Annotated in this window: 17 protein-coding genes; 9 read left to right on the forward strand and 8 right to left on the reverse strand. The window is 57.3% G+C overall.

The window, feature by feature from the left end; genetic code table 11:
* Nucleotides 1-229: 229 nt before the first annotated feature.
* Nucleotides 230-685 (forward strand): hypothetical protein, encoded by a 456-nt coding sequence (locus tag AC0L2V_RS08005; RefSeq protein ID WP_473519837.1) that lies wholly within the window; start codon nucleotides 230-232, stop codon nucleotides 683-685.
* Between the two features lie 151 nt (nucleotides 686-836).
* Here AC0L2V_RS08005 and AC0L2V_RS08010 read toward each other — a convergent pair whose 3' ends face one another.
* From AC0L2V_RS08010 to AC0L2V_RS08040, 7 genes are all read right to left on the reverse strand, one after another.
* Entirely contained in the window at nucleotides 837-1976 is a 1140-nt protein-coding gene (locus AC0L2V_RS08010; protein WP_473519838.1) for a hypothetical protein, read from the reverse strand.
* A gap of 207 nt (nucleotides 1977-2183) precedes the next feature.
* A complete protein-coding gene (locus AC0L2V_RS08015) occupies nucleotides 2184-3665 on the reverse strand; it encodes a lipopolysaccharide biosynthesis protein (protein ID WP_473519839.1) in 1482 nt (493 codons plus the stop codon).
* Nucleotides 3666-3979: 314 nt separating this feature from the next.
* Entirely contained in the window at nucleotides 3980-4117 is a 138-nt protein-coding gene (locus tag AC0L2V_RS08020) for a hypothetical protein (RefSeq protein WP_473519840.1), read from the reverse strand.
* The gene (locus tag AC0L2V_RS08025) at nucleotides 4114-5352 is read right to left on the reverse strand and encodes a glycosyltransferase (protein WP_473519841.1); all 1239 of its coding nucleotides are present in this window, start codon (nucleotides 5350-5352) and stop codon (nucleotides 4114-4116) included. The genes AC0L2V_RS08020 and AC0L2V_RS08025 overlap by 4 nt, the downstream gene beginning before the upstream one ends.
* Before the next feature lie 61 nt (nucleotides 5353-5413).
* A complete protein-coding gene (locus AC0L2V_RS08030; protein ID WP_473519842.1) occupies nucleotides 5414-6661 on the reverse strand; it encodes a glycosyltransferase family 4 protein in 1248 nt (415 codons plus the stop codon).
* 580 nt (nucleotides 6662-7241) lie between these two features.
* Nucleotides 7242-8219, reverse strand: coding sequence for a nitroreductase family protein (locus tag AC0L2V_RS08035; RefSeq protein ID WP_473519843.1), 978 nt, complete (start codon nucleotides 8217-8219; stop codon nucleotides 7242-7244).
* A gap of 24 nt (nucleotides 8220-8243) precedes the next feature.
* Nucleotides 8244-9410, reverse strand: coding sequence for a polysaccharide pyruvyl transferase family protein (locus tag AC0L2V_RS08040; RefSeq protein WP_091590114.1), 1167 nt, complete (start codon nucleotides 9408-9410; stop codon nucleotides 8244-8246).
* A 657-nt stretch (nucleotides 9411-10067) separates the two neighbouring features.
* Here AC0L2V_RS08040 and AC0L2V_RS08045 point away from each other — a divergent pair.
* The 5 genes from AC0L2V_RS08045 (at nucleotide 10068) to AC0L2V_RS08065 (ending at nucleotide 17124) form a co-directional block, all read left to right on the forward strand.
* Nucleotides 10068-12737, forward strand: coding sequence for an SGNH/GDSL hydrolase family protein (locus tag AC0L2V_RS08045; protein ID WP_473519844.1), 2670 nt, complete (start codon nucleotides 10068-10070; stop codon nucleotides 12735-12737).
* Nucleotides 12734-12994 carry an acyl carrier protein gene (locus AC0L2V_RS08050; protein ID WP_292545968.1) on the forward strand — a complete coding sequence of 87 codons (261 nt, stop codon included), beginning with the start codon at nucleotides 12734-12736 and terminating at the stop codon, nucleotides 12992-12994. Before AC0L2V_RS08045 ends, AC0L2V_RS08050 begins: the two co-directional genes overlap by 4 nt.
* Before the next feature lie 8 nt (nucleotides 12995-13002).
* Nucleotides 13003-14565, forward strand: coding sequence for an amino acid adenylation domain-containing protein (locus AC0L2V_RS08055; protein WP_473519845.1), 1563 nt, complete (start codon nucleotides 13003-13005; stop codon nucleotides 14563-14565).
* Entirely contained in the window at nucleotides 14565-15713 is a 1149-nt protein-coding gene (locus AC0L2V_RS08060) for an acyl-CoA dehydrogenase family protein (protein WP_473519846.1), read from the forward strand. The genes AC0L2V_RS08055 and AC0L2V_RS08060 overlap by 1 nt, the downstream gene beginning before the upstream one ends.
* Before the next feature lie 259 nt (nucleotides 15714-15972).
* Nucleotides 15973-17124: a glycosyltransferase gene (locus tag AC0L2V_RS08065; protein ID WP_473519847.1), complete on the forward strand. Its 1152-nt coding sequence runs from the start codon at nucleotides 15973-15975 to the stop codon at nucleotides 17122-17124.
* Nucleotides 17125-17492: 368 nt separating this feature from the next.
* On the opposite strand, the gene AC0L2V_RS08070 is transcribed toward AC0L2V_RS08065, so the two are convergent.
* Nucleotides 17493-18860 carry an exopolysaccharide biosynthesis polyprenyl glycosylphosphotransferase gene (locus AC0L2V_RS08070; RefSeq protein ID WP_473519848.1) on the reverse strand — a complete coding sequence of 456 codons (1368 nt, stop codon included), beginning with the start codon at nucleotides 18858-18860 and terminating at the stop codon, nucleotides 17493-17495.
* Between the two features lie 392 nt (nucleotides 18861-19252).
* Between AC0L2V_RS08070 and AC0L2V_RS08075 the strand changes: the two genes are divergently transcribed.
* The 3 genes from AC0L2V_RS08075 to AC0L2V_RS08085 all read left to right on the forward strand — a co-directional run bounded on the left by AC0L2V_RS08075 (nucleotide 19253) and on the right by AC0L2V_RS08085 (nucleotide 21978).
* The gene (locus AC0L2V_RS08075) at nucleotides 19253-19975 is read left to right on the forward strand and encodes a Crp/Fnr family transcriptional regulator (RefSeq protein WP_473519849.1); all 723 of its coding nucleotides are present in this window, start codon (nucleotides 19253-19255) and stop codon (nucleotides 19973-19975) included.
* 495 nt (nucleotides 19976-20470) lie between these two features.
* Complete coding sequence (locus AC0L2V_RS08080) at nucleotides 20471-20764, forward strand: hypothetical protein (protein WP_473519894.1); 294 nt, start codon at nucleotides 20471-20473, stop codon at nucleotides 20762-20764.
* Between the two features lie 242 nt (nucleotides 20765-21006).
* A complete protein-coding gene (locus AC0L2V_RS08085) occupies nucleotides 21007-21978 on the forward strand; it encodes a Vgb family protein (RefSeq protein WP_473519850.1) in 972 nt (323 codons plus the stop codon).
* Nucleotides 21979-22177: the final 199 nt, after the last annotated feature.

Raw genomic sequence — 22177 nt, forward strand, 5'->3', positions numbered from 1 at the left:
AATATCATCGGCAGTTCGCCGGATGTGTTGATGCGCAAGTACGAATGGCATGTGAGAGTGTTCGGACGTTTCTACAAGCTGCGCAAGGCTGCGTGCCATGTTGGCGGGGTCGTCAACTGGGCGTCTGTTCCCTTTCTCTGGCGGCATATGCGCGCAGCGACTGCCGTGTCGCTCCGCCACGGCGAGCGCAACGAAAAGTCCCAAGCGCGCTACGTCGTTTTTGAAGGTGATGGATTACTACATCGCATTCGACGACGCGATTGCGCGCGGCTTCATGGAAGCTCGGAACCTTGTGCTTACGCGGTATCCATTACCGATGTGCGAAGGGCTCATACGCAGCGGTCTTAGCGAGGCGCGCGCGATCAAATGGTACAATGATGTGACTAGCCTGATGTTCAAAGCCTCGGGAAAGCCTGATTTGCTATTGCTTCGATTCGAGGACTTGATCCAATCACCGGATACCTTTGTAAAAAGCCTTTACGACGCGCTCGGCATAGCAGCAGCGGAGGACGGAAGGATCCGGTTTAAGGTCAAATCATTTGGGACGGAGCGGACGACGAACACAAACGCCACAACTGGCGAAAAGCTGCGGATAAGGTTGGATGAAGCACCCGATCACATCGCACTAGACGTCAACACCCGAGCGGTTGCCCGCATCGATTGTTCAGCACGACAGCGGATTTGACAGGCACCCGCGCAACTGCGGAATTGTTCGATTATGGAGCTGATAATTTCTGAGTTTGTGCGGTTTACGGCGTTTGCCGATTGGCCCGGAACAGGCACGGGATAGGCGTAGACAAGTTCACGGTATCCAGTCCTTAGCGCCCGGCAGCCGGTCATTGAAATCGGTTTGTTGCCTCCAACAGCAATCTGCGTATGCCGCTGCCGCGCGCAAAGTCGAATATCAATGAGAGAAAAGGCAATCGCCTGCGAGTGAAGGAGGCCCATCGCCTCAGAATGCGCTCCAGACGGAAGCCCATCCGACCTTGAACAGCGTTGTAGTGGAATTCGATCTCCTTTCTCTTCTCGAGCGCAAGTCCCGGGTAGGGCTGCCAGGTGGCCTTGGCCGCATCGAGATCGAGTTGCGGAAAGGAGGGCAGAGAAAACTCCGCCTGTAGCAACTTCATACTTGGTTCTAGCCTTGATAGGAGGTCGGCCCTCTCATCGGGTGAAAGGTATTCGTGATTATTGTCGGGATTCGTCACTCTCCGATCAACCAATGCATAGATCTTGCGTTCCAGCACCCGCTCAGAAAACAGGATATGCTCGTTTTTGAGGCGCTTATACTCCAAGACATCTCGGCTCAGGCGTTCATTCGCCCGACGATAGGGCCGTACGAATGCGGAGAGATACTCGATCCCGACGACATTCTTCATGAAATCATCGATCAGATTCGGCAGCGCCGACTCGTAGACGCGTACCAAACACGCGCTGCTTCCAAAGACTTCGCGCCAGATGGACAGGCAGTGACGATAATCCAAACTATCCTCGATCGTGTTTAGAAAGTCGATGACATCTCCGGTGAACAGAACACCGCGCTTGACGTGCTGATTATACATTGACTCAAGCCAATGATCCGGTCTTCTCACATAACACAGCACGCGGCATTCCATCTTCGCCGGAATGGAAGCACGCAACCGTTCGATCAAATTGCGCTCCTGTGATAGGGCGTCGGCGCTGGATTTATTGGCCATGAAACGCGCAAGGTATCTGATCAAATAAAGGTTTTCAGAACTTGCAATGATCGTGTGCGCTCCGTCTCGTTCGGCCGCCCTCAGATGATGCAGGAAGAATGCCTGGAAGTTGTCCGTGCCGGATAGCAAATAGCTGTTGATAACACTGTTGAAATTGAACTGGCTTGGAGGTGCAGCATAGTAAATTCTTCTCTCGCGGAGCTTCTTTGCATTCGCGGAAAGGAAATATTGTAGCGCAGTTGTTCCTGTCTTGCTCGTGCCAATGTGGAGGATAAGCTTCATCTGGCATTTCCTTGCCTGATAGCCGGCATACATGACACCGGCTTCACAAACGGTCTCGCCCCTGAGCCGGTTACAGTAAGGGGGCGTCGTGACTGAACTCCGTCGACTGTATCGTCAAGCCTCCGTACCTTCATGATGCATTCCATATCCTCTGATGGTCTGTCGCAAGACACGCCGAGAGCGCAGGTATTGTGGGGCTATGCAAATCTAATGCATTCGGTTTGTTTGCTTGGATGTTAGCGTTTGCAGAACTTCCGCGCCATATTTCCCGAAGAGGAGCGACGCTCTCAGATAGACAGTGACAACGGACAATGTCCCTGTAACGAAAAGCCCGGTCGCGAGCACAAGATAGTCGGGCGATCCGGCAAGCAGCATTTTGACTGCCGAGCCGGTGGCGAACACCGCAGCGGCGAATGCGACAGGCGGCACATGGACGAGCGCGAAATCCAGAGCTGATAATCCTGTCATCCGACAACCAACCGCCGCATAAAGGATGAAACTCGTCGCGATGGCGCCGGACACTGCAAAGGCCACCGCGTTCACGCCGTAGGGCGCTGAGAGCAATGCGAACGAAGCGACAAGTGACATATAAACGAACGCCATGAAGGCTGTTTGGTAACTTTGGCCTGTCGCAAGCATCACGGCTCCGGAAACTCTATAACCTAGGCGGAAATACATTACTACAGAGAACGCGGTAATAGGAACGACGGCATCCATCCACTTTTCGCCGAGGACAGTCAACACAACCTCTTTTGCAAAACAGCATAGAAACGCACTGGTAGGTATAGAGAGCGCAGCAGTCAAAGCATACGCCTTGAGCTGAGCGCTGCGTAGTCGCGCCTTGTCGTGATGAACCTTCGACAGAAGTGGGAAAACGACGCTCTTGTTCAGATTGCCGAACAGATTTGCCGGCATTGCGATCAGATAATATGCTCGCGAGTAAATGCCAAGCTCTGCAGTACCGATCAACCGTGCCACAATTATATTGTCTATATATTTGGCAGTGAAGCTCGATATACCGGCCAGCGAATAGCCCAGGCTCTGGCTGCGGATATCGCGGTAGGACTGCATGTCGAAACGGGGACTCACGAGATAGTCCCTGGCAATGAAAAAATAGATGCTGGCCAGGATGAACGCCTCGGCCATGTACGCGACCACCAAGGCCCAATAGCTGAGCCCAAAATAGGCAAGCGGAATGGCCAGGCCGACGTGGGAAGCAATCCATGCGACCAGCCTCGCCATGGAGGATATTTTGAATTTCAGGTGCCGCGACAGAAGGGCCTCGGTGGTCAGATTGAACGCGTTCGCGACCATCATCACCGCAAGGACGCGCGAAACGAGGACCAATTCCGGCACACGAAGAAAATCGGCAATCTGCCGTGCAAACACCCATTGAAGCAAGCCGAGAACGGCAGCCATCATCATGGACAAGGAAACTACGGTTCCGACATGGCGCTCCTCGATGTCCCGTCGCTGGACCACGACTTGCGACATGCCGAGATTGGCAAGGTTATTGCCGATGGCTGCTATGATCATCGCAGCGCCGACAATGCCGTACTCTCGGGGGGAGAGCAGGCGCGCGAGAACGGCCGTGACCAGGACATGCAATAAGATTCGGGCCAGCAGAGTTGTGCCCGACCAGGAAAGTCCCCGGGCAGCCTCGCGTGTCAAATTCCGGTTTTCGTTCACGCGCCTACCACCCTGACTTGAGAACAAGGCGCTCAACTACTTGAGACGGCTCAATGCAACGACAAGCATCCTGTGCATCCCAGTGGCGCGCACCATCTCAAGCGCCAACGACAGAAACGGCAATCGCCGACGCGCTATGGACGCCATCCGTTTGAAAACACGCTTCAGCCGGAGGTCCATCTGCGCCTAAGCCACTTCATGATGGCATTCGCAGCTCACCAGCGCTACGCCCGAAAACATCCCGTCAAACCGATAGATAGCGGTGGTAGTCCGGTGTTGTTCCCGCTTGGGGTACCAATATTGGAGGATGATCCTCATCTGGTTTGTTCCCTCGGCGGCAGCTCCTTGCCCCCATTCAAACGCAGAGGCGGCAGCCGCTCACTGAACCCGGTCTTGTTGCCTTCAACAACAAGCGGCGGATGCCGCTGCCGCGCGCAATGGATGAGCTTCATGTGCGATTCACACTCTGGACGCGGAGCGAAGAGGTCCCTTCCTTGAGAAGAGCCGCGTAGAGCTTCATTTGCCCTTGGGCAGCCCTCTCCATGCTGAAGCGCATTGCGATGGTGTTCACTGCTTGCTCTCCCATGTCATCGCGCTTGGCCTTCGATAGGCCGAGTGCGCGACGAAGGAGTCCGCAATACTCAACATGCGAGCGAGCCACAAAGCCGCTGCACTCATGCTCCACAATGTCGGACGCACCGCTGACATCGGTGACTATCGGCACCACGCCGCAGCTCATGGCCTCGAGCAGGGCGTTTGACATGCCTTCCGACACCGAGGTGGAAAGATAGAAATCTGCGTCCCACAGAAAAGGAAAGACATCTTCGACCGCGCCGGCGAATATGACCCTGCCGGAAAGGCCCAACCGGGCCGCCTGTTCCTCGAGCGCGGCGCGGCACTGGCCATCGCCCAGGATGGTGAGTTGCGCCTTTGCGTCGGCGGGAAGTGCCGCGAACGCATCGATCATGTGCTCGAGGCATTTTTCCGGATCGAGGCGGCCAAGGCAGATAAAGCGTCGGCTGCCATCGGCGTTCGGCTCGCGGCGCGGCTTGCGGGGCAGATCGATCCCATTCGGAATCATATGAATGCGATCCGCGCCGATGCCATGTCTCTTCAGATCACTAGCGATTTGGCGGCTATTGGCGATGAAGGCCGTGACGTGACGTTTAATCAAGGCGGACGCCCAGCGACCGATGATTTTCTTTTCGCGCACAGAGTCGAGATCGAAACACCGTCCGCCCCGGCCCAATTTTGCGAGAACCGGTTTGCGCAGGAGGGCCCCTGCCAATGCCGCCGGAACAGCGTGAAGTCGGGCATGGATGATATGGACGACATCGAATTCGTCGCGACGGCGCAGCATCCAGATCATAACCTGGACACACCACGACAGGAACGACAGCATATGCCGCCCGCCCAAATACGGAGCCGCGCGCAAACGAAGGCGATGGATGGGCACCCCGTCGATGGCGGACCGTTTCGGGGTCGAGTGCGACAGTCTGGGTGCCAGAATGGTTGCGGAAACGCCGCTTTCGATCAGCACCCGAGCAAATCGCCGCGCCTGTTGTTCGCCGCCGCCATATGACTCAGGAAAATAGGTTGGGAGCACGAGCAGAACACGTGTGCTGGGAAGAGCTTCGGCTCGCGGCGTCTTCATCGGATTAGCGGCGGGAATTTCTGCTACAATCATATCAATCCGCCGAATTTGCCGCCAACAAATCCGGCAATCTGCCCGATCTCTGTAGGGCACTTCATCGCGGAAGCGCCAGATTTCGAACAGGAGGCCTAGTCGACGCTCCCTTGCTCGCCAGATGCTGGTTGAGAGCCTGGCGGTAAATGGAGTCGATCCGCTTGCCCATGCGATTGGCGTCCCAGTTCGAGAGGTCCGTCGCTGCGGCACCTTGGGCGAGGCAAGCCAGTTTTTCGCGATCCTCCAGGAGGGCGGCCGTGGCGTCGGCCATGGCGCTCAAGTCGTCCGGGGGTGTGATCACGCTATTGGTGCCAGGACGGAGCACTTCGCGAAGACCTGGCAGATCGCAAGCGACGCAGGGCTTGCCGCCGGCGAGATATTGCATGAGCACGCGGGGCAATCCCTCCCGCATGGAACAGAGCAGGCAGAGATCCGCGAGTGCGATCAGCCGCTCGGGGTCGTCGCGATAACCGGCAAAGACCACGCGGCGTTGGAGCCCCAGCCGGTTGACTTGCAATTCGGCGATCGAACGAAGCGGCCCATCGCCTGCGAGCACAAGTACCGTGTCGGGTAAGCGCGCGGCGATTTTCTTGAAAACCTCTAGAAATTCCGCGTGTCGCTTGCGTTGCTCGAATGCCGCAATCATCAAGAGCACAGGCGGGTGCGGCGCGTCCGGTGTCAAGCGTAGCAAATCGCGCCAATCGTCGGGCGGACGGGCGTTGCGGAAACGATCAAGGTCGAATCCGGAATGGACGACATAATGTTTGTCTGGATGTCCCACTCCTGCGCTCAAATATAAGTCACGGACGCCCTCGCCCACGCTAATGAACGCACTGGTGACTGGTGCTGCAAGCTTTTCCAATGCGAGATAGACAAACCGCTCGGCGACGCCGACATTGACAAAAGGCACGATATGCACGCCATGAACGATCGCTGGAACGCCCGCCGCCCATGCGGCGAGCCGCCCGAGAATGCCTGCCTTGCTGGTGTGCGTATGCACGATGTCGGCATTCAACGCGCGGAATCTCCGGGTGAGCGCCAACAATGCCCGCATGTCGGAGACAGGCGAAATGGACCGAGTCAGGCCCGGGACGCCAATGAGTTCCACCCGGGGGTCCACTTTAGCTATGATTTCCGGCTGGACCGTCTCGCCATGTAGCAGGACAACATCATGCCCCCCTTGCGCGGCCCAATTGCAGGAATGGACAGTATTCTCATCAGCACCGCCATTGATGAGACGAGTGATGACATGAGCGATACGCAGTCGACGCCCCAAGTCAATCTTGCCTTCCGCGTCCTGTACTTTCATATCGCCGCACCGATCGCGCTGAATCCATCCGTTGGGTGCGTTCCCACGCCCAGCCGCGCTTTTGGTCCATGCGTCCCGATATCGGTGCTACTGCATTGGAGTGACATGCCACGCCTCGGTGGGTGCATGCCGTATGGAGATGAACCCCGAATCCTAAGTGTGCCCTTCCTTCTTGGGCCATGGCACTTGCAGTCCGTAAGGAGGGTTATTCCAACGGCTTCCAGTCGATCAGATCTAACTTGCTGGATTTAAACGTCTCGGAGAACTGCCGCTGTTACCCCGGGCACAGCGGAGTGATTATTTTGTGGTATACCTTGTACCAATATTTCTGCCTCACCGCGTTTGCGCGAAATCGGATCGGAACCGGACTCGTTCAAAAAAGTAGTGGAGGCAATGCTTTAAGGGACTTATGGGAGGGGCCGGACCCGCAGCTTGCGGATTTTTCGCGTGCTCCACGTTACTTATTGTCGATGTGCGGCGGCAGCTGGTTGGGGGCGCGCGAGCGGGCAGTCGATCGAGACGTTGTCCCTTCCCCGAGAAGCCAGCTTGGTTCGATCGCTCTGCAAGTGCCAGCAGAGACTTACTCCTCGGTTACAAACGAGACCACCTCATCAATCGGCCTGCGCGGCGACCTGGCAAATCTGATGGCAGTACCTGCCATAGGGCCAAGGGCGACGCATGCAATCAATCTCTCGCCTGCTCGAATTCGACCTACGTCACGAATTTGCCGTTCAACTCGACTATCGACCGCAAGATTGAGTGGGCAAGCCACGAGCCGAAGTGCCTCCGCGGCCAACAGGAAATGCATTAGGAACAGCGCACCATCGACATAAATCTGGTTTCGTTGATTGCTTCCTCGCCAGGCCCTTGTGTCTGACGTGACAATGGCCAGGTTTGATATGGACTGTGAAAAGCCTCGCGCCCCGCCCTGCAGGGCGAGTATCTGATCGATTTGATGACGGCCCTGGTAGAGGTATACTCTTGTCGCCTGCCTGTTGCATTGGGATGGCGCACCTTGGGCCAAGCGTACCAACTCCAGCAATGTGGTGCGATCTATTAATTGTTCGTCAAAGTATCTAACCGAGCGACGACACTGAAGTCCTTCCAGGAGTGTGAGGGCTGGCCCCCCAATTGGCAGAACGGCGCTTTGAACCCCGCCGGTGAAGGCGCCTCCATCAAGCCCATTGAAACGCTCGACGAATTGACGAACTTTCTCAACAAAGGGCTGCTCAGGCTCTCCTGGTGGATGAAGGTCAACATAGGCGCGAAGTGCGCCGACTGCCATTTCAAGCGGAAACGCCCCTAGCGAGGTGTCGTAGGAGGACACCTCATTCATAAGTCGCTTGATTTTTTCCTGGCCAAAACCGGGCCTCCTGTCCTTTAGAGAAAGGCCCTTCTCAATCGAGTGAGCGTCCACGATTATTCGGTAATATAGCCGCTCTTTCTTGGGAACCAGCAGCGAATCCCCGTTGTAACGTAGGTAATTTCCAACGTCATATACGTAGGAGATGATTACCTTCGCTTGAGCAGACAGAAGAATTTGCAGTTTTCGAAGCATTTTTATAACATCTTAATTTGTTTTTCACTTGGCCGCAGGCAGGGCCCTGTCCAGAAACGTACGGCCAATCTCAGCTAGTTCCCGGAGTCGGTTGTCTATCTTCATGTAGTCGTGAACAAGTTTTCCGAGATTTTCGCACATGTCCAGCAAATTGTCCCTGGCACCCTTGCGGTGAATACACACGTACTGAGAGGGAATGCCCATCAGCGTCATCAAAGCTTCATTCTTAGTGGGGAAGCCGATGGCGGGCCGCCGACTGTCCAGGCAAATTAACGGGCACCGGTTCCGCAGAGCAAATAGTGCCCCATGCATGCGCTCTGACAAGCAGTAGGAGAATTGTGATGCCAGATTTGCCCACTCGAGGGGATCTATAGGCTTTTCGGTGAGATCGATGTCTGCGAGGTGATTGCGATCCGATACCGATACAATCTGCACGCCGCGCGCCCGCAGAGAGGTCGTAGCCTCTGCATAGAGCTCGTGCTGGCCGGCTATCACCAACGCCCGGGGCCGATTGAAATCCACGCCCCAGGAAGCCAGCTTTACGCGCAGGCTTTCATGAGTGGCATTCGAAGTTAGATCGTGAGTGACTGTCGGGTCTGGGGTCAATGTCACACGATCCGCGAGGCTTGGATCTGCCCAGAGGACCATCTCTCGTGTCCGCTCGTCCCGCACGCCGATCGCGACAAATTCGTTCAGGCATTTGGCCATCAAGTATCGATTGCGGCGCGGCATTTCGGTCCATTTGGTGCTGCTGCCGGTGCTCGCCGCATATGCTATCTTCGAGCACGCCACTTCTGGCCAGTAGACATTGGGAAATGGGGGACATAGTGGGTTGGTCTGAAGCTTGATCAGCCCACCGAGACGGGAGACGTAGTCGATCTTCCAAACCTCATCGCTACCCACCACAACCGCATCATAGCGGTCGCTTACGTAGCGAAACGTAGGTGACCTATCCTCCGAGTAGAACCTCTTAGGGCTGAGCAGCAGTCCATCGGCGAAGGCGGCAAGCGTTCGCTGGCGTGCGTTTGTCGCCGGCCCATAGCCAGTCTCCAGTCGTCTTGGATAGCGGTGGTCCACGATCTCCGCCGGCGAGCCGGGACGCAGGTCCGAAATGCAGCGTTGGAGGGCGAGGCTCTGAAGCTGCGCCCCCTCGTTGTAACCGGTGTGCAAAGTTAGTGTGCCAATCAACATTTAGCAGGTCCGTTGCTATCAACGGCAAGTTGTCCCATCAAGTAAAGTATCACACCAGCACGTAGGCAACAATTGCCTCCTCGGCCGAATTGTATTTAACGATCTCAAGGAATAGAGGCTGTTTTCAGGGGCGTTTGACTTTGACATACCTTCCGACACCGAGGTGGAAAGATTGAATTCAGCCTCCCACAGGGATGGAAAGACATTTTCGACCGAGCCAGCGAAAGTGACCCTGCTGGAAAGGCCCAACCGGGCCGCCTGTTCCTCGAGAGTGGCGCGGCATTGGCCATCGCCAGTATGGTGAGTTGCGCCTTTGCCTCGGCGGGAAGTGCCGCGAACTCGTCGATCATGTGCCCGAGCGTTCCGGACTAAAGATGACCAAGGCAGATAGAGCGTCGACTGCCATCGGCGTTCGGCTCGCGGCGCGGATTGCGGGGCAGTTCGATCCCATTCGGAATCGGCTTTCAATCGGTCAGATTTAGCTGGCTGGATTTAAGCGACTTAGAGACGGGTCGCTGTTACCTCGGGCACAGCGGAGTGATTTTGTCGTGATAAACTTATGTACTGGAACTTCTGCGTTTGCGCGGAACCGGACTCGTTCAAAGAAGTCAAGGCAACGCTCCAAGACCGGGCGCTTACCCGTCAGGAGATGGGGCCATGGGAGGGGGGACCAGCAGCTTGCGGATCTTTCGCGTGCCCCAAAGCTACTTCTTGTCGATGTCCGCCGGCAGCTGGTTGAGGCGCGCCAGCGTGCATTGGGCCAAGACATTGTCTCTTCCCTGGTCGGCGGATCCTACGGAGACTGAGTCGAGAAGCATCCTGGCTTGGTTCGCCATAGCCGGCCAGCTGGCCCTCTTCATCGCGCTGGTCTATCTCCTCAGGCTCGAGACTAATGCGCTTGTCCGCGTCCTGCTCGTTGCCCTCGCCGGCTGGTGCGTGCACTACTTCCTGCCACAGCGTTACCGGCTGCCGTTTTTCGTGCTGCTCTCGTTCGCGGCTATCGCCGCAGTCTTCGCGAACCTTGGGCCCAACTGGCACCATTGGAGATTTGAGGGTTTCATCGATGCCGCCTGGATCGCCGCCATTGGGCTCGTACTGATCGGAATTGTCCACCTACCCATCGCTTTTGGATGGAGAGTGCTGGCGCTGGTTGGCGCCGGCTGCGGGCTCGCCGCCGCACGAATGGACTGGATTGCGACTCCCTGGACGCGCGCCGTCTGGCCCGTGCTCGCTTCCATGTTCATGTTCCGTCTCATTGTCTATGCGTATGAAATGCGGCGTGACCAGAGGATGGCGACGGTTTCGGAACGTCTCGCGTATTTTTTCATGTTGCCGAACGTGTGCTTCCCGCTCTTTCCGGTCGTAGATTTTAGAACTTTCCGTAGCAGCTACTACAATGCTGACCGGCACTACATCTATCAAACGGGCATTCAGTGGATGTTCCGCGGCGCTGTCCATTTGATATGCTACCGTATCATATACCAGCGGTTTGTGATCGATGCTGCGGACGTACACAATCAGATTGAGCTTTTACAATTTATCATATGGCCATTTTTGCTTTACCTGAAGGTTTCAGGAACTTTTCACATAATCACCGGAATTTTGCATTTATTTGGATTTAATCTTCCAGAAACCCACAATCTGTACTTTCTTTCCTCAAGTTTCACAGATTTCTGGCGTCGAATAAATATATACTGGAAGGATTTCATAATGAAAATTGTATACTATCCATTGTATTTTCGTTTTCGACGCTGGGGAGAGAGCGTAGCGCTGGTCAGCGCGACCCTCCTGGCGTTCGTCGCGACTTGGCTGCTGCACAACTATCAGTGGTTCTGGCTACGTGGCACCTGGGTATTCACCTGGAACGACTTCCTCTTCTGGATGATCCTGGCCGTGCTTGTGACGATCAATGCCCTCTATGAAATGCGGCACGGTCGCACGCGGCGCCTGCGTGGCGGGGCGCTCAGCTGGAACGGTGCGCTGCAAACTGCGGGCCGGACTATTGGCGTATTCGTCGTCATCTGCCTCCTTTGGTCCTTTTGGAGCGCGAGCTCGGTCCCGCAATGGTTCTCGGTCTTCGACACTGTGGGCGTGAAAGACCCTGGCATAACGACGCCCGCCCTCGTACTCGTCGCGGTGGCAGCTATCGTTGGCATTCCTGCGCTTGGGCTCGCGCGCGGCGGCGCTGACCGCCAGTACAGTTTCCGACGGTCGGTTGCGTCGGTCGGTGTCTGCGGGTTGATCGCGGTTTGCATCTCGCTCCCCGTGGTTCACGATCGCCTCGGCGAGACGGTCAGCACCGCAATGGCCGATATTAGAACGCCGAAGCTGAATAGCCGTGACAATGCGAACCTGGAGCGCGGCTACTACGAGAACCTCGTCAATGTCGGCGCATTTAACCCGGAACTGTGGATTGTCTATGGCCAACGACCACCCGACGGATGGGAAGGGTTAAACGAGTCGCCGCTGATCGAGTTCACGGGTGCGCTTCCCACGACCTATCTGCGTCCAATCTCCCAGGCAGACTTTAAGGGAACGCGGGTCCACATCAACCGCTGGGGCATGCGCGATAAGGACTACGAAAAGCTTCCTTCTCCCGGCACCCTGCGAATAGCAATCGTCGGCTCTTCGCACGTCTTCGGTGCGGGCGTCGCGGATGAGGAGACTTTCGAGGGCCTGCTGGAGCAGCGGCTGAATGAACAGGCGGCCGACAGCGGGTATCGACACTACGACGTGTTGAACTTTGCCATCGGGGATTATTCCAGCCTGGACATACTGGCCATCATCGAGGATCGGGTGCTTTCATTCAAACCAAATTACATTTTCTACTTTGAGCACAGCGGGCTTGTTCCGCGGATGATAGAGAAGGTCGTGAAAGCAATCCAGAATGGCTCCGCATATCGCTACGACTTTGTGCGCGACATTGTACGCGAAAGCGGAATAGATACCAGCACCGACCCCGACGTGCTTACAAGAGAGCTCAAGCGCTATGAGGAAAGACTTCTGCGTGTGATCTATTCTCGAATCGTCGAAACCGCGAAGCGAGAAGGTGTTGGGGTCTCTTGGATCTATCTTCCCAGGCCGGACGAGGGGACCAGTCCCGAGCTGGAGAGGCGCCTCGCTGCCGAGGCTGGATTCAACGTTCTCGATCTTTCCGGTGTGTATGACGGGTATGATTGGCGGACCCTTCTTGTGGCACCTTGGGACAAACACCCAAACGCCACCGGCCATAGGCTCATCGCGGAAAAACTTTACGAGGTCCTGCAGCAACACCAGGATCTAATTCCCCTGAACCTGGCGGTTGCTCCGCCAAAGGAGGACCGATGAACGCGATCCAGATCAGGACGATGGCCAGGGATTTCATATTGAATGAGTTCCTGCCCGGTGAAAGGCCGGAGAATCTGACGGATTCAACGGAGCTGATAACGGACGGCATTCTCGACTCGCTGGCGACGCTTAAGCTCGTTGCCTACCTGGAAAAATCCTGCGGTATCGAAATCGCCCCTGACGAACTCGTGCCGGAGAACCTGAACTCCATCGCCCAAATTGCCAATTTCGTCCAGTCGAAGCAGGCGTCCACATAGAGCTCGCCATGACGGTCGCTGCCTTACACGAGTATCTGGAACAGAGCGCGAAGCGGTATCCCCAGACGTGCGCCGGTGTCGAGGCGAGCTCTGGGCGCCAGATCACCTACGGCGAGCTCGACGCTCTGTCGGACCAAGTCCGCGACCATCTGCGTCGGATCGGCGTCCGGCCGGCGGACCGCGTCGGCATTTGCCTTCCAAAATCGATCGCCTCGCTCGCTGTTCTGTTCGGCATCCTGAAGGTGGGCGCGGCCTATGTGCCCGTCGACTCTCTGGCACCGCCTGCGCGTAACGCGTTCATATTTAACGACTGCGGCGTGCGCGCGATTTTCGTGGAGGCGTCCCGGGCCGAAGCTTTGCGCTGTGAGTTGGCGCGCTTGGCTGCGGAACCTAGTCTCTTGCCGCTCGATTGGTCCGTCGGTCCTTCGCCGCTCGCGGCGTACCTGGCTGGCGTAGAGGCCGGCGGCTTGGCGGTGGAGGACGAATCGGCGCGGCCGGGGCCGGACAACCTCGCTTACGTGCTTTACACTTCGGGCTCGACCGGCCAGCCGAAGGGCGTGATGCTGACGCATCGTAATGGCTCGAGCTACGTGGAATGGTGTTCCGAAGTCCTCGCCCCTGACGAGAACGACCGCTTCTCCTCCCATGCGCCTTTCCACTTCGACCTGTCTATTCTCGACATCTTCGTACCGCTGAAGCACGGCGCGACCGTATTCCTCATCGGTGAGGAGCTCGGCAAGAATCCGGCCCGGATGGCGTCGATTATCGCGGAGCGGCGGTTGACCGTCTGGTATTCCACGCCCTCCGTACTCACGCTTCTGGTCGAGCACGGCAGCCTTGATGCTCGCGACGACCACGCTCTTCGGTTCATTCTATTTGCCGGCGAGGTTTTTCCGGTCAAGCATCTGCGCAGGCTAAAGGCTGTGGTCCCACGCGCACGCTACCTGAATCTCTACGGCCCAACCGAAACCAACGTCTGCACCTACTACGAAATCCCGCAGACGATCGCCGAAGACCGCTCGGCGCCGTTTCCGATCGGGCGCGCCTGCTCGCATGTTGAGGCGCGGGTGATCGATGCGAATGGTCGCAATGTGCCGCGAGGCCAGGAAGGCGAGCTCGCAATCAGCGGTGCTCCCGTGATGCTGGGCTATTGGAACATGCCTGAGCGAACAAGCGCCGCTTTTCATGTCGATTCAAGCGGTCGCTGGTACCGCACCGGCGATGTAGTGATCGAAGGCGATGGCGGAGTCTACACCTTCCGCGGTCGACGCGACCGGATGGTGAAGAGACGGGGATATCGGATCGAACTCGGCGAGATCGAGACGGCGCTCTATCGCCATCCAGCGATCTCCGAGGTGGCGGCGATCGCTCGCTCGGAGGAGTCGGGCGTCTCCATAAAGGTGTTCTATGCCTCGCGCGACGGCCATGCGCTGTCGCTCATCGAGCTGAAGCGGTTCTGCGCCCACAACTTGCCGGCCTACATGGCCCCGGACTGGTTCTCGCATCAGCAGTTACTTCCCAAGACCTCGACAGATAAAATCGACTACCAGCATCTGATGAGGATGGAGTAGTGGATTTCGCGCTGAACGAGGAGCAGCATATCCTGCGTGGCCAGATCCTTCGCTTCGCGCAAGATAAGCTCAATAAAGATGTCAGGCAGCGCGACCGAGACCAAGTATTCCAGCGCGAGTTGTGGGGGGCTTGCGCGCAGATGGGCCTGACCGGCCTGCCAGTCCCCCAGGCCTACGGGGGACCCGGTTTCGATTCCCTGTCCACGGCCATTGCAATCGATGCGCTTGGCTACGGCTGCGAGGATTCCGGCTTGGTCTTCTCGATCTGCGCCCACCTTCTGGCCTGCGTGGTGCCGATTTGGAAGTTCGGCACTGAAGAGCAGAAGAATCGATATCTTCCGGGGCTCTGTGATGGCACTTTGATCGCAGCCAATGCGATGAGCGAACCGGAGTCGGGCTCCGATGCATTTGCGATGCAAACCCGGGCGGAGCCTCATGGCGACGGCTTTCTAATCAACGGCACGAAGACCTTCGTGAGCAACGGGCCGGTGGCAGATGTTGCCGTCGTCTTTGCTGTCACTGACCGCGCCAAGGGGTATTTCGGCGGCATCACGAGCTTCCTCGTGGACCGCGCGCTGCCGGGCTATCGGGTCGCGCAAAAGTTCGAAAAAATGGGACTGCGGACGTCTCCGATCGGGGAGCTCGTCTTCGAGGACGTATTTGTTTCGAAGGACGCTGTTCTCGGTGGAGTGGGCGGCGGCTCCAGGCTGTTCGCTCATAGTATGGACTGGGAGCGGGCGTGCCTGTTCGCCAGTCATATAGGCACCATGGAGCGGCTTCTGGAAAAGGCAGTGGCCTATACGCGCACCCGACGTCAGTCCGGCCAGGCCATCTCCAAGCACCAGGCGGTCGCCCATAAGATCGCCGACATGAAGATGCAGGTGGAGGCGGCCCGACTGCTCGTCTACAAGGCGGCCTGGGGGCTTGAGCGCTCCCAGTCCGTTTCCCTCGACGCCGCTGTTTCGAAGCTCTTTGTGAGCGAATCGCTAGTTCGCACCACGCTCGATGTCGTCCAGGTCTTCGGCGGCTATGGTTTCTTAAGCGAATTCGAGGTCGAACGTGCCGTGCGTGATGCCATCGGCAGCAAGCTCTATTCCGGAACTTCTGAGATACAGCGCAACATTATTGCTGGCTGGCTGGGGCTTTGATGACGGCTGTGGTCAGAACCTGTCCGTGAAGAGGCGGCGTGTGCTGCCGCTGGGCCTGCCGTCAGTTCGCGAAGAAGGGCGACGCTCGATTTTGGTAGGGCAACCGGAGAGTGGTACTATCGCAACCCATGTAGCCACTGGGGCGAGGGCGCTTTTGTCGTTCGACTTGTGTGCGCCCGCCCAGCCCGTGGTCTCCGAACTTGCGGCTCAGAGGCGAAGAACCAGACCTGCCGCGACGCGTGAAAGATAGGCTTTGTGGATGCGGCTTCTCTATATACATTCTGCGCACGTCCCGGCGCCGGCCGCCAATGCGGTACAGGTCGCAAAGATGTGCCATGCATTTCGGGTTGCCGGAGCGGAGGTCCTGCTAGCGCTTCCACGCGCCTCCATGAATTCACGGGATCATTATGAAAAGATCGGGCGCGAATACGGATTCGCTACCGAGTTCCCATTCCGCGTTCTCCCTGTACCCTTTTGGTCTGTGCCCGGCCGGGAGCTTTTTTTTGCTGTGCTGGCGCTGCTTGCTGCGGTCTGGCTGCGGCCGCATGTCGTCTTTACACGCTCGGCTACTGTAGCGCTTGTTTCTGCCGGACTTTTCGGGTTCACGACCGTTTTTGAGCTTCACGACCCGATTGGCAGTTTGAGCAGACGTCAGCGTCAGCGCCTTGCCAAACTGATAGACCTAGAGAAATTCCGTATGCTGGTCGTCACGTCGCAACGTCTGCGGGACGACAGCATCCGCCTCTTTCCTCAACATGCGGGAAAATTTCTCATCGCGCCCAATGGCGCGGATCCTGTTCCGCCGAATGTCGAGCCATGCAGCCTCAGCGGCAGGTTCAAGGTTGGTTATGTCGGACACCTGTATAGGGGAAAAGGCATGGAGATAATAAGCGCTATTGCGCCTCGATGCGGTTGGGCGACGTTTCACATCGTCGGGGGAACACCAGGCGATATAGAGTATTGGACATCGAAGCTGGCCAAATGCCCGAACATAGTGTTTCACGGCTACGTTCCTCACGCCGCGACATGTGCCTACTTGGCCGAAATGGACGTTGTACTCGCGCCCTATCTTAGAGATGTAGAGGGCCAGGGCGGCGGTCGAAATATCGCTGAGGGAATGTCGCCGCTCAAGCTCTTCGAATATATGGCGCATGGCAAACCCATAGTGTCCTCCGACCTGTCAGTTATACGAGAAGTTTTGAGGGATAGCGTCAACAGCGTTCTGGTGTCGCCAGACAACCCGTCCGACTGGGTCAAAGCTCTTCAGCGCCTGCGCGAAAGCAAGGCTCTTCGGGATCAGATTGGTCAGCAGGCGAAGGCAGACTTTCTGGCCAGGTACAGCCGCATCGCACGCGCAACCAACATTCTAGAGGAAATCAAGAGCCGGATGCCATCGAGCGGAAGCTCATAGGACTGCACAATTTCTCGTGTTGAAGGGCGGCTGCGCCGCCAAGCAAGCCTGCTTTCCGTTCGCCGCAATGAGCCCGTGGTCCGTCCTGAACCGTTGAAGGGCAAGATCCGACTGACTGCCCCTGAGGTTCCGTCATGTGTTGCTCCGACCATCTCCCCGCGTCGCGTTGATTTTCGCATTTGTGCTAAATTTAGCCTGCGAGATGCGCAACTGTCCGGCGACTGAACCGGCGCGAACCCGATTGTGAGGCTCGATGTACTCGCTGGCGGCGGGATCGCCCGAGGCATCAGAATCAAAATTATCCGGTCAATCGGTCGGAAGATGGAATACATATATCAATTTATCTTCCCTGAGAAGATGCTATTACTTCAATAGACATTACGATCCGAAAACATCAGTAGAGCAGTTCTCCAAATTATCTTAATGTCGAGAAGCATGCTCCAGGATTTTATATACCAGAGGTCATGCTCAATGCGTTTTTCCATCCTCCAGAGTTCCTTCGTTTCCCCTCGAAAGCCATTTATCTGAGCCCACCCTGTTAGACCGGGTTTTACATGATGGCGATAAGCATACCTCGCAATGGCCAAAGTATAGGTGTCGTCATGAGCGACGGCGTGCGGTCGGGGCCCAACCAGGGACATCTCCCCCCGAAGCACGTTTAATAATTGCGGCAGCTCGTCGATGTTTGACCGGCGCAATATTCGGCCAAGTCGGGTAACCCGCGCATCATTGCGCTGAGCCTGGCGAATTTGTTTACCGTTCTCTTGCACCGTCATCGATCGGAATTTGTAAATATTGAACGGCTTACCGCCAAAACCTCGTCGCATCTGCCGGAACACCACAGGGCGACCGTTCTCGAGCGCTATGGCACATGCGACCAACGCCATCAACGGACACAGGAACAGCAGTAGCAGGGATGCAACAGCAATGTCGAACAACCGCTTGAGCAGGCGTTCGGCAGGCCTCAACGGCACACGCTGGACTTCGAAGGCTCGCTGCCAGCCGGTGTGCAGCGGGCTACCAGCCAGAATTCTATCTATGTAGGCGTCGGCGAAAAGATAAATCGGCAGCGGGAGGCGGGACATTTCCTCCAGGATGCGTTCGATCAACTTCCGCTGGTCCCAAGAGCAAAAGAGATAAACTGCCCCATACGAGCCGTTACGGAACGCAGCTTGTGCAGCTGCGACGGCGGAATGCACCGATCGTGCTGCGATCGTGCCATCATCGTTCTCGATGTTCGAAACACCACAAACCGCGATGCCCTGTTGCCCAAGCTTGTTGATGATCCCCTGTTCCTTTCCCGGAACGCCAGAGTGAAACAGATAAACTGTGCGCAACACGAGTTTCTCAGCCACCAGAAGCCGTTTCAGCCCACGCGCTAGAACCGCGTGGCCAGGCAGCAGGATTGCGAATCCGACCGCAAACGCCAGCGTCAAGGAGCCGCGCGAGAACGTCGACGTCGTCTTCGTGAGAAAGGCGAGCCAGAGAATTGAAAAGAAAACAAACAGCCAGCCGCTAAAGAGTGTCTTGATCCTGCAGTGATCGTCCAGGATGCCACTAACCGTGTAGGCGCCCCTGGCGGTCATGAATGCGACCAGCAACAGGCCGGCGGTAACACTTAGGCAGATCGAATCCCAGACATCCGGCGGCCTCACCTCGAAGGCCCTATGATAGAGCTCAATTGACGCAAGAAGTATTGTCTGTCCAAGGAGGAAATCAGCAGTTGCGAGAAACACGCAAACTGCTCCCACGGGGAGCCGTAGCGGCTCTACGCTCCGCTTCCAGAGCGCACGCGACGCCTCGGTTGGTGCATGCCGCATAAGACGACCCCCCGAATCCTGTTGCATCCCTTCTCCTCTATGGGTCATGGCACACGCCATCCCATAAGGAAGGAGGGGGTTATCCCAACGGCTTCCAGTCGGTTAGATTTGATTTAAATGTCTCAGAGACATGTCGCTGTTACCCCGGGCACAGACGAGTCGCTATTTTATCGTATTCTAATGTGTTAATATTTTCTGCCTTGACGCGTTCGCGTGAGAACGGACTGGAGGTCGGACTCGTTCAAAACAGGTGGTCCAGGCAATGCTTTAGGGGGCTGGGGCGCTTACCCTATCAGGGAGAGGGAGCCATGGCAGAGAATGGCGCTGAGGTTCGAGTCAAACAGCTGAACAACATACGCTTATTTCGGCAATTTGGACAAGATACTCTTAGTGAAATGGCGAAAGCAGCCATCCTACGGAGGGTTCCTAAGAATAAAGTCTTAACTCACCTTGGGGATATACCGCGTTATATTTACTATATAATTCGCGGAAAAGTTCGTCTTAGTGTCCCCCTCTCAGACGGCCGAGAATTCATCTTTTCCGATCTTGGTCCTGGTGACACTTTCGATTTGACTAGATTGTTCATCGCGCGACACAGTAACATGAACGCTGCGTCAGTCGTGGACAGCGACTTGCTCCAAATCGAAGCAGCTTTCATGGCTAGTGTCTTCGACAAGCACCCGGATCTCGCACTGAAAGTGATCCCGTACTTGTGCCAAGCAACGCACGACGCGCAAGAGCGAGTGATCCACAGTGCGTCGAATGCCCTATCCATTCGATTGGCGAGCACGGTCTTGCGATTGATTGAGACCCCGCACAGCACGGCTACCGTGAATGGAGCTCAGAGAATCCACATTTCGCAGACCGACCTCGCGGCAATGATCCCGGCGTCTCGAGCGAAAGTGAATCGTTGCCTGAGAGAATGGGAACGGCGGTATCTGACCCAATACGACCGCGGCTCGCTGACGATTCTCAATCGCACCGCATTAGAGTCTGTTGCTCTTGGCTACTCGCGTTTGATCGTTCAATGATGCCTTGCCCGTGTGCTCGGCATCTCCACGCCATCCTCCGGGAACCTCGGATCGTTCGGTAAAGTCCTTTACGTCGGCGTCGTAGGTCGCCGCACTGGACACTGCCGGCGAGATGGCAACGCACTCGCGCAGCCCCGTGCGTCCCCACGGGCCGTCGGCTCCCGGTGGAATTGGTGCGTCGCCAGACCGGCCGGCGCAACCTCCTGGCCCAGATGCGGCTCGGCAGCTTGCGAAATGAGGCAGCTGAGGGTCGACTGTTTGCCCAAGCGGTCAGCTTGCTGCTGGAACGCGTCGGCAAAGAATTGTGGCTCGGCGTCAGGAGCCGCCCAGCCAGCTGCCGCAAGCGACCGGCAATCGCCGGCGCTTTTTTGTGCCGCCCGAGATTGGCCACGCAGAGAGCACCGCCATTCTTTTGCTGTGCGCGATGCGACTTTGCTGTTGGGGAATCCGGGATTATTATCGGCTCCGCCCATGTACATCACGTCGGTGGAAAAAATGGATCTGCAAGCCTTCAGAGGTTCGATTGCGAAATCACAGCCGCCCGCCGGCTTGAGTCCTGCCCTGCAGGCGCTGTGGTGGGATGCAAAGGGCGATTGGGATAAGGCGCACGAGCGTGCGCAACTGCGCGACGATACGGCTTGTATGCGCGTGCATGCCTACCTGCATCGCAAGGAAGGCGATCAATCCAATGCGGAGTATTGGTATCGTCGCTGCGACGCCGCGCCGTCGACGTTGACGCTTGATGAGGAATGGCAAGAGTTGGCGCGGGAACTTTTGCGGCAAAGCTGACGCCTTCGGCACGCCAAGTCCAATTGCGGGCCGCGGTTGCGTCGTCGTAACGCAGGTTTCCCACGATGCTACCGCCTATCGACGATTCTGGGCTTGCAGGCCTAGGCGAGGGCAGGGGCTGCACTAGCTCCTGACTTTGATCAGCAAGCGGCACGGCGAGCCCGCCATCTCCGCAGTGGCGCGAAAAGGATATTTGGATCGCTCGCTGTGCAAATTGAAACGCGCGATGTGAGGAGTTCGCCATGTTTCGTAGGATTGCGTCGGCGCTGTTCGCCGCGCTGCTCTGCTCGGTGGCCGCGCGTGCCGCCTCGGAGGAGGTCCGCTACTATCCCGTTCCGGAGGGCGCCGGCCCGCACGATGTCGCTCCGGCGCCGGATGGCTCCGTATGGTACACCGCCCAGGCACAGGGCGCGCTTGGGCGACTCGATCCTGATACAGGCGCCGTCAAGCACATCACCCTTGGCGACGGTTCGGCGCCGCACGGCGTGATCGTCGGTCCCGACGGCGCCGCTTGGGTGACCGACGGCGGCCTCAGCGCCATCGTGCGCGTTGATGCCGAAACGGAAGCGGTGAAGGCCTTTCCGCTCCCCGAGGGGCACGGCTACGCGAACCTCAACACCGCTTCCTTCGACAAACACGGGAGGCTCTGGTTCACCGGGCAGGAGGGCATCTACGGCAGGCTCGATCCGGCGAGCGGCAAGGTCGAGGTCTGGAACGCTCCGCGCGGTCGCGGCGCCTACGGGATCACAACCACGCCGTCCGGTGAGGTCTACTACGCCTCGCTCGCCGGCAACCATATCGCCAGGATCGATGTTTCGACCGGCGAGGCTTCCCCGATCGACCCGCCGACCGCGGATCAGGGCGCCCGCCGCGTCTGGTCGGATTCCAAAGGCCGCATCTGGGTCAGCGAATGGAACGCCGGCCAGGTTAGCGTCTTCGATCCGGCCGCAAATGATTGGCGCAGCTGGAAGCTGCCCGGAGATGAGCCCCAGGCCTATGCCGTCTATGTCGATGAACGCGACAAGGTCTGGCTCACCGATTTCAGCGCGAACGCCATCGTCCGCTTCGACCCGGAAACGCAGACCTTCGCGAGCTTCCCGTCCGACCGCGACAACGCCAACGTGCGCCAGCTCAACGGGCGCTCCGGCGAGGTATGGGGTGCGGAGTCCGGTACCGACCGCCTTGTCTTGATCGAGACCGAAACGGGCGAATAAAGCAAAAGAGGTCTAATGCATGTCGCGCAAAAGCATGCCCTCGGGCTTGAACCGAGGGTGTGCAGCGGTTTTGCGATAACGACATGCATAAAAACAACAACCTAAAGCGCGTCGCATGAGGCCCGGCCAAACGCGACGCGCTTTAGCCAACGACGAAGGGCAATTTGCGCGAAGAGACCGCATGTCAGCGACTGTCTTT

It is taken from the genome of Mesorhizobium sp. WSM4814 (assembly GCF_055811595.1).

Bases quoted from the DNA above. Each gene is read 5' to 3' on its own strand.
- AC0L2V_RS08025 (WP_473519841.1), bottom strand. From the start codon at position 5,352: ATGATTGTAGCAGAAATTCCCGCCGCTAATCCGATGAAGACGCCGCGA.
- AC0L2V_RS08055 (WP_473519845.1), top strand. From the start codon at position 13,003: ATGACGGTCGCTGCCTTACACGAGTATCTGGAACAGAGCGCGAAGCGG.
- AC0L2V_RS08030 (WP_473519842.1), bottom strand. From the start codon at position 6,661: ATGAAAGTACAGGACGCGGAAGGCAAGATTGACTTGGGGCGTCGACTG.
- AC0L2V_RS08065 (WP_473519847.1), top strand. From the start codon at position 15,973: ATGCGGCTTCTCTATATACATTCTGCGCACGTCCCGGCGCCGGCCGCC.
- AC0L2V_RS08010 (WP_473519838.1), bottom strand. From the start codon at position 1,976: ATGAAGCTTATCCTCCACATTGGCACGAGCAAGACAGGAACAACTGCG.
- AC0L2V_RS08020 (WP_473519840.1), bottom strand. From the start codon at position 4,117: ATGAAGCTCATCCATTGCGCGCGGCAGCGGCATCCGCCGCTTGTTGTT.
- AC0L2V_RS08075 (WP_473519849.1), top strand. From the start codon at position 19,253: ATGGCAGAGAATGGCGCTGAGGTTCGAGTCAAACAGCTGAACAACATA.
- AC0L2V_RS08085 (WP_473519850.1), top strand. From the start codon at position 21,007: ATGTTTCGTAGGATTGCGTCGGCGCTGTTCGCCGCGCTGCTCTGCTCG.
- AC0L2V_RS08080 (WP_473519894.1), top strand. From the start codon at position 20,471: ATGGATCTGCAAGCCTTCAGAGGTTCGATTGCGAAATCACAGCCGCCC.
- AC0L2V_RS08035 (WP_473519843.1), bottom strand. From the start codon at position 8,219: ATGCTTCGAAAACTGCAAATTCTTCTGTCTGCTCAAGCGAAGGTAATC.
- AC0L2V_RS08050 (WP_292545968.1), top strand. From the start codon at position 12,734: ATGAACGCGATCCAGATCAGGACGATGGCCAGGGATTTCATATTGAAT.
- AC0L2V_RS08040 (WP_091590114.1), bottom strand. From the start codon at position 9,410: ATGTTGATTGGCACACTAACTTTGCACACCGGTTACAACGAGGGGGCG.
- AC0L2V_RS08045 (WP_473519844.1), top strand. From the start codon at position 10,068: ATGGGAGGGGGGACCAGCAGCTTGCGGATCTTTCGCGTGCCCCAAAGC.
- AC0L2V_RS08005 (WP_473519837.1), top strand. From the start codon at position 230: ATGGATTACTACATCGCATTCGACGACGCGATTGCGCGCGGCTTCATG.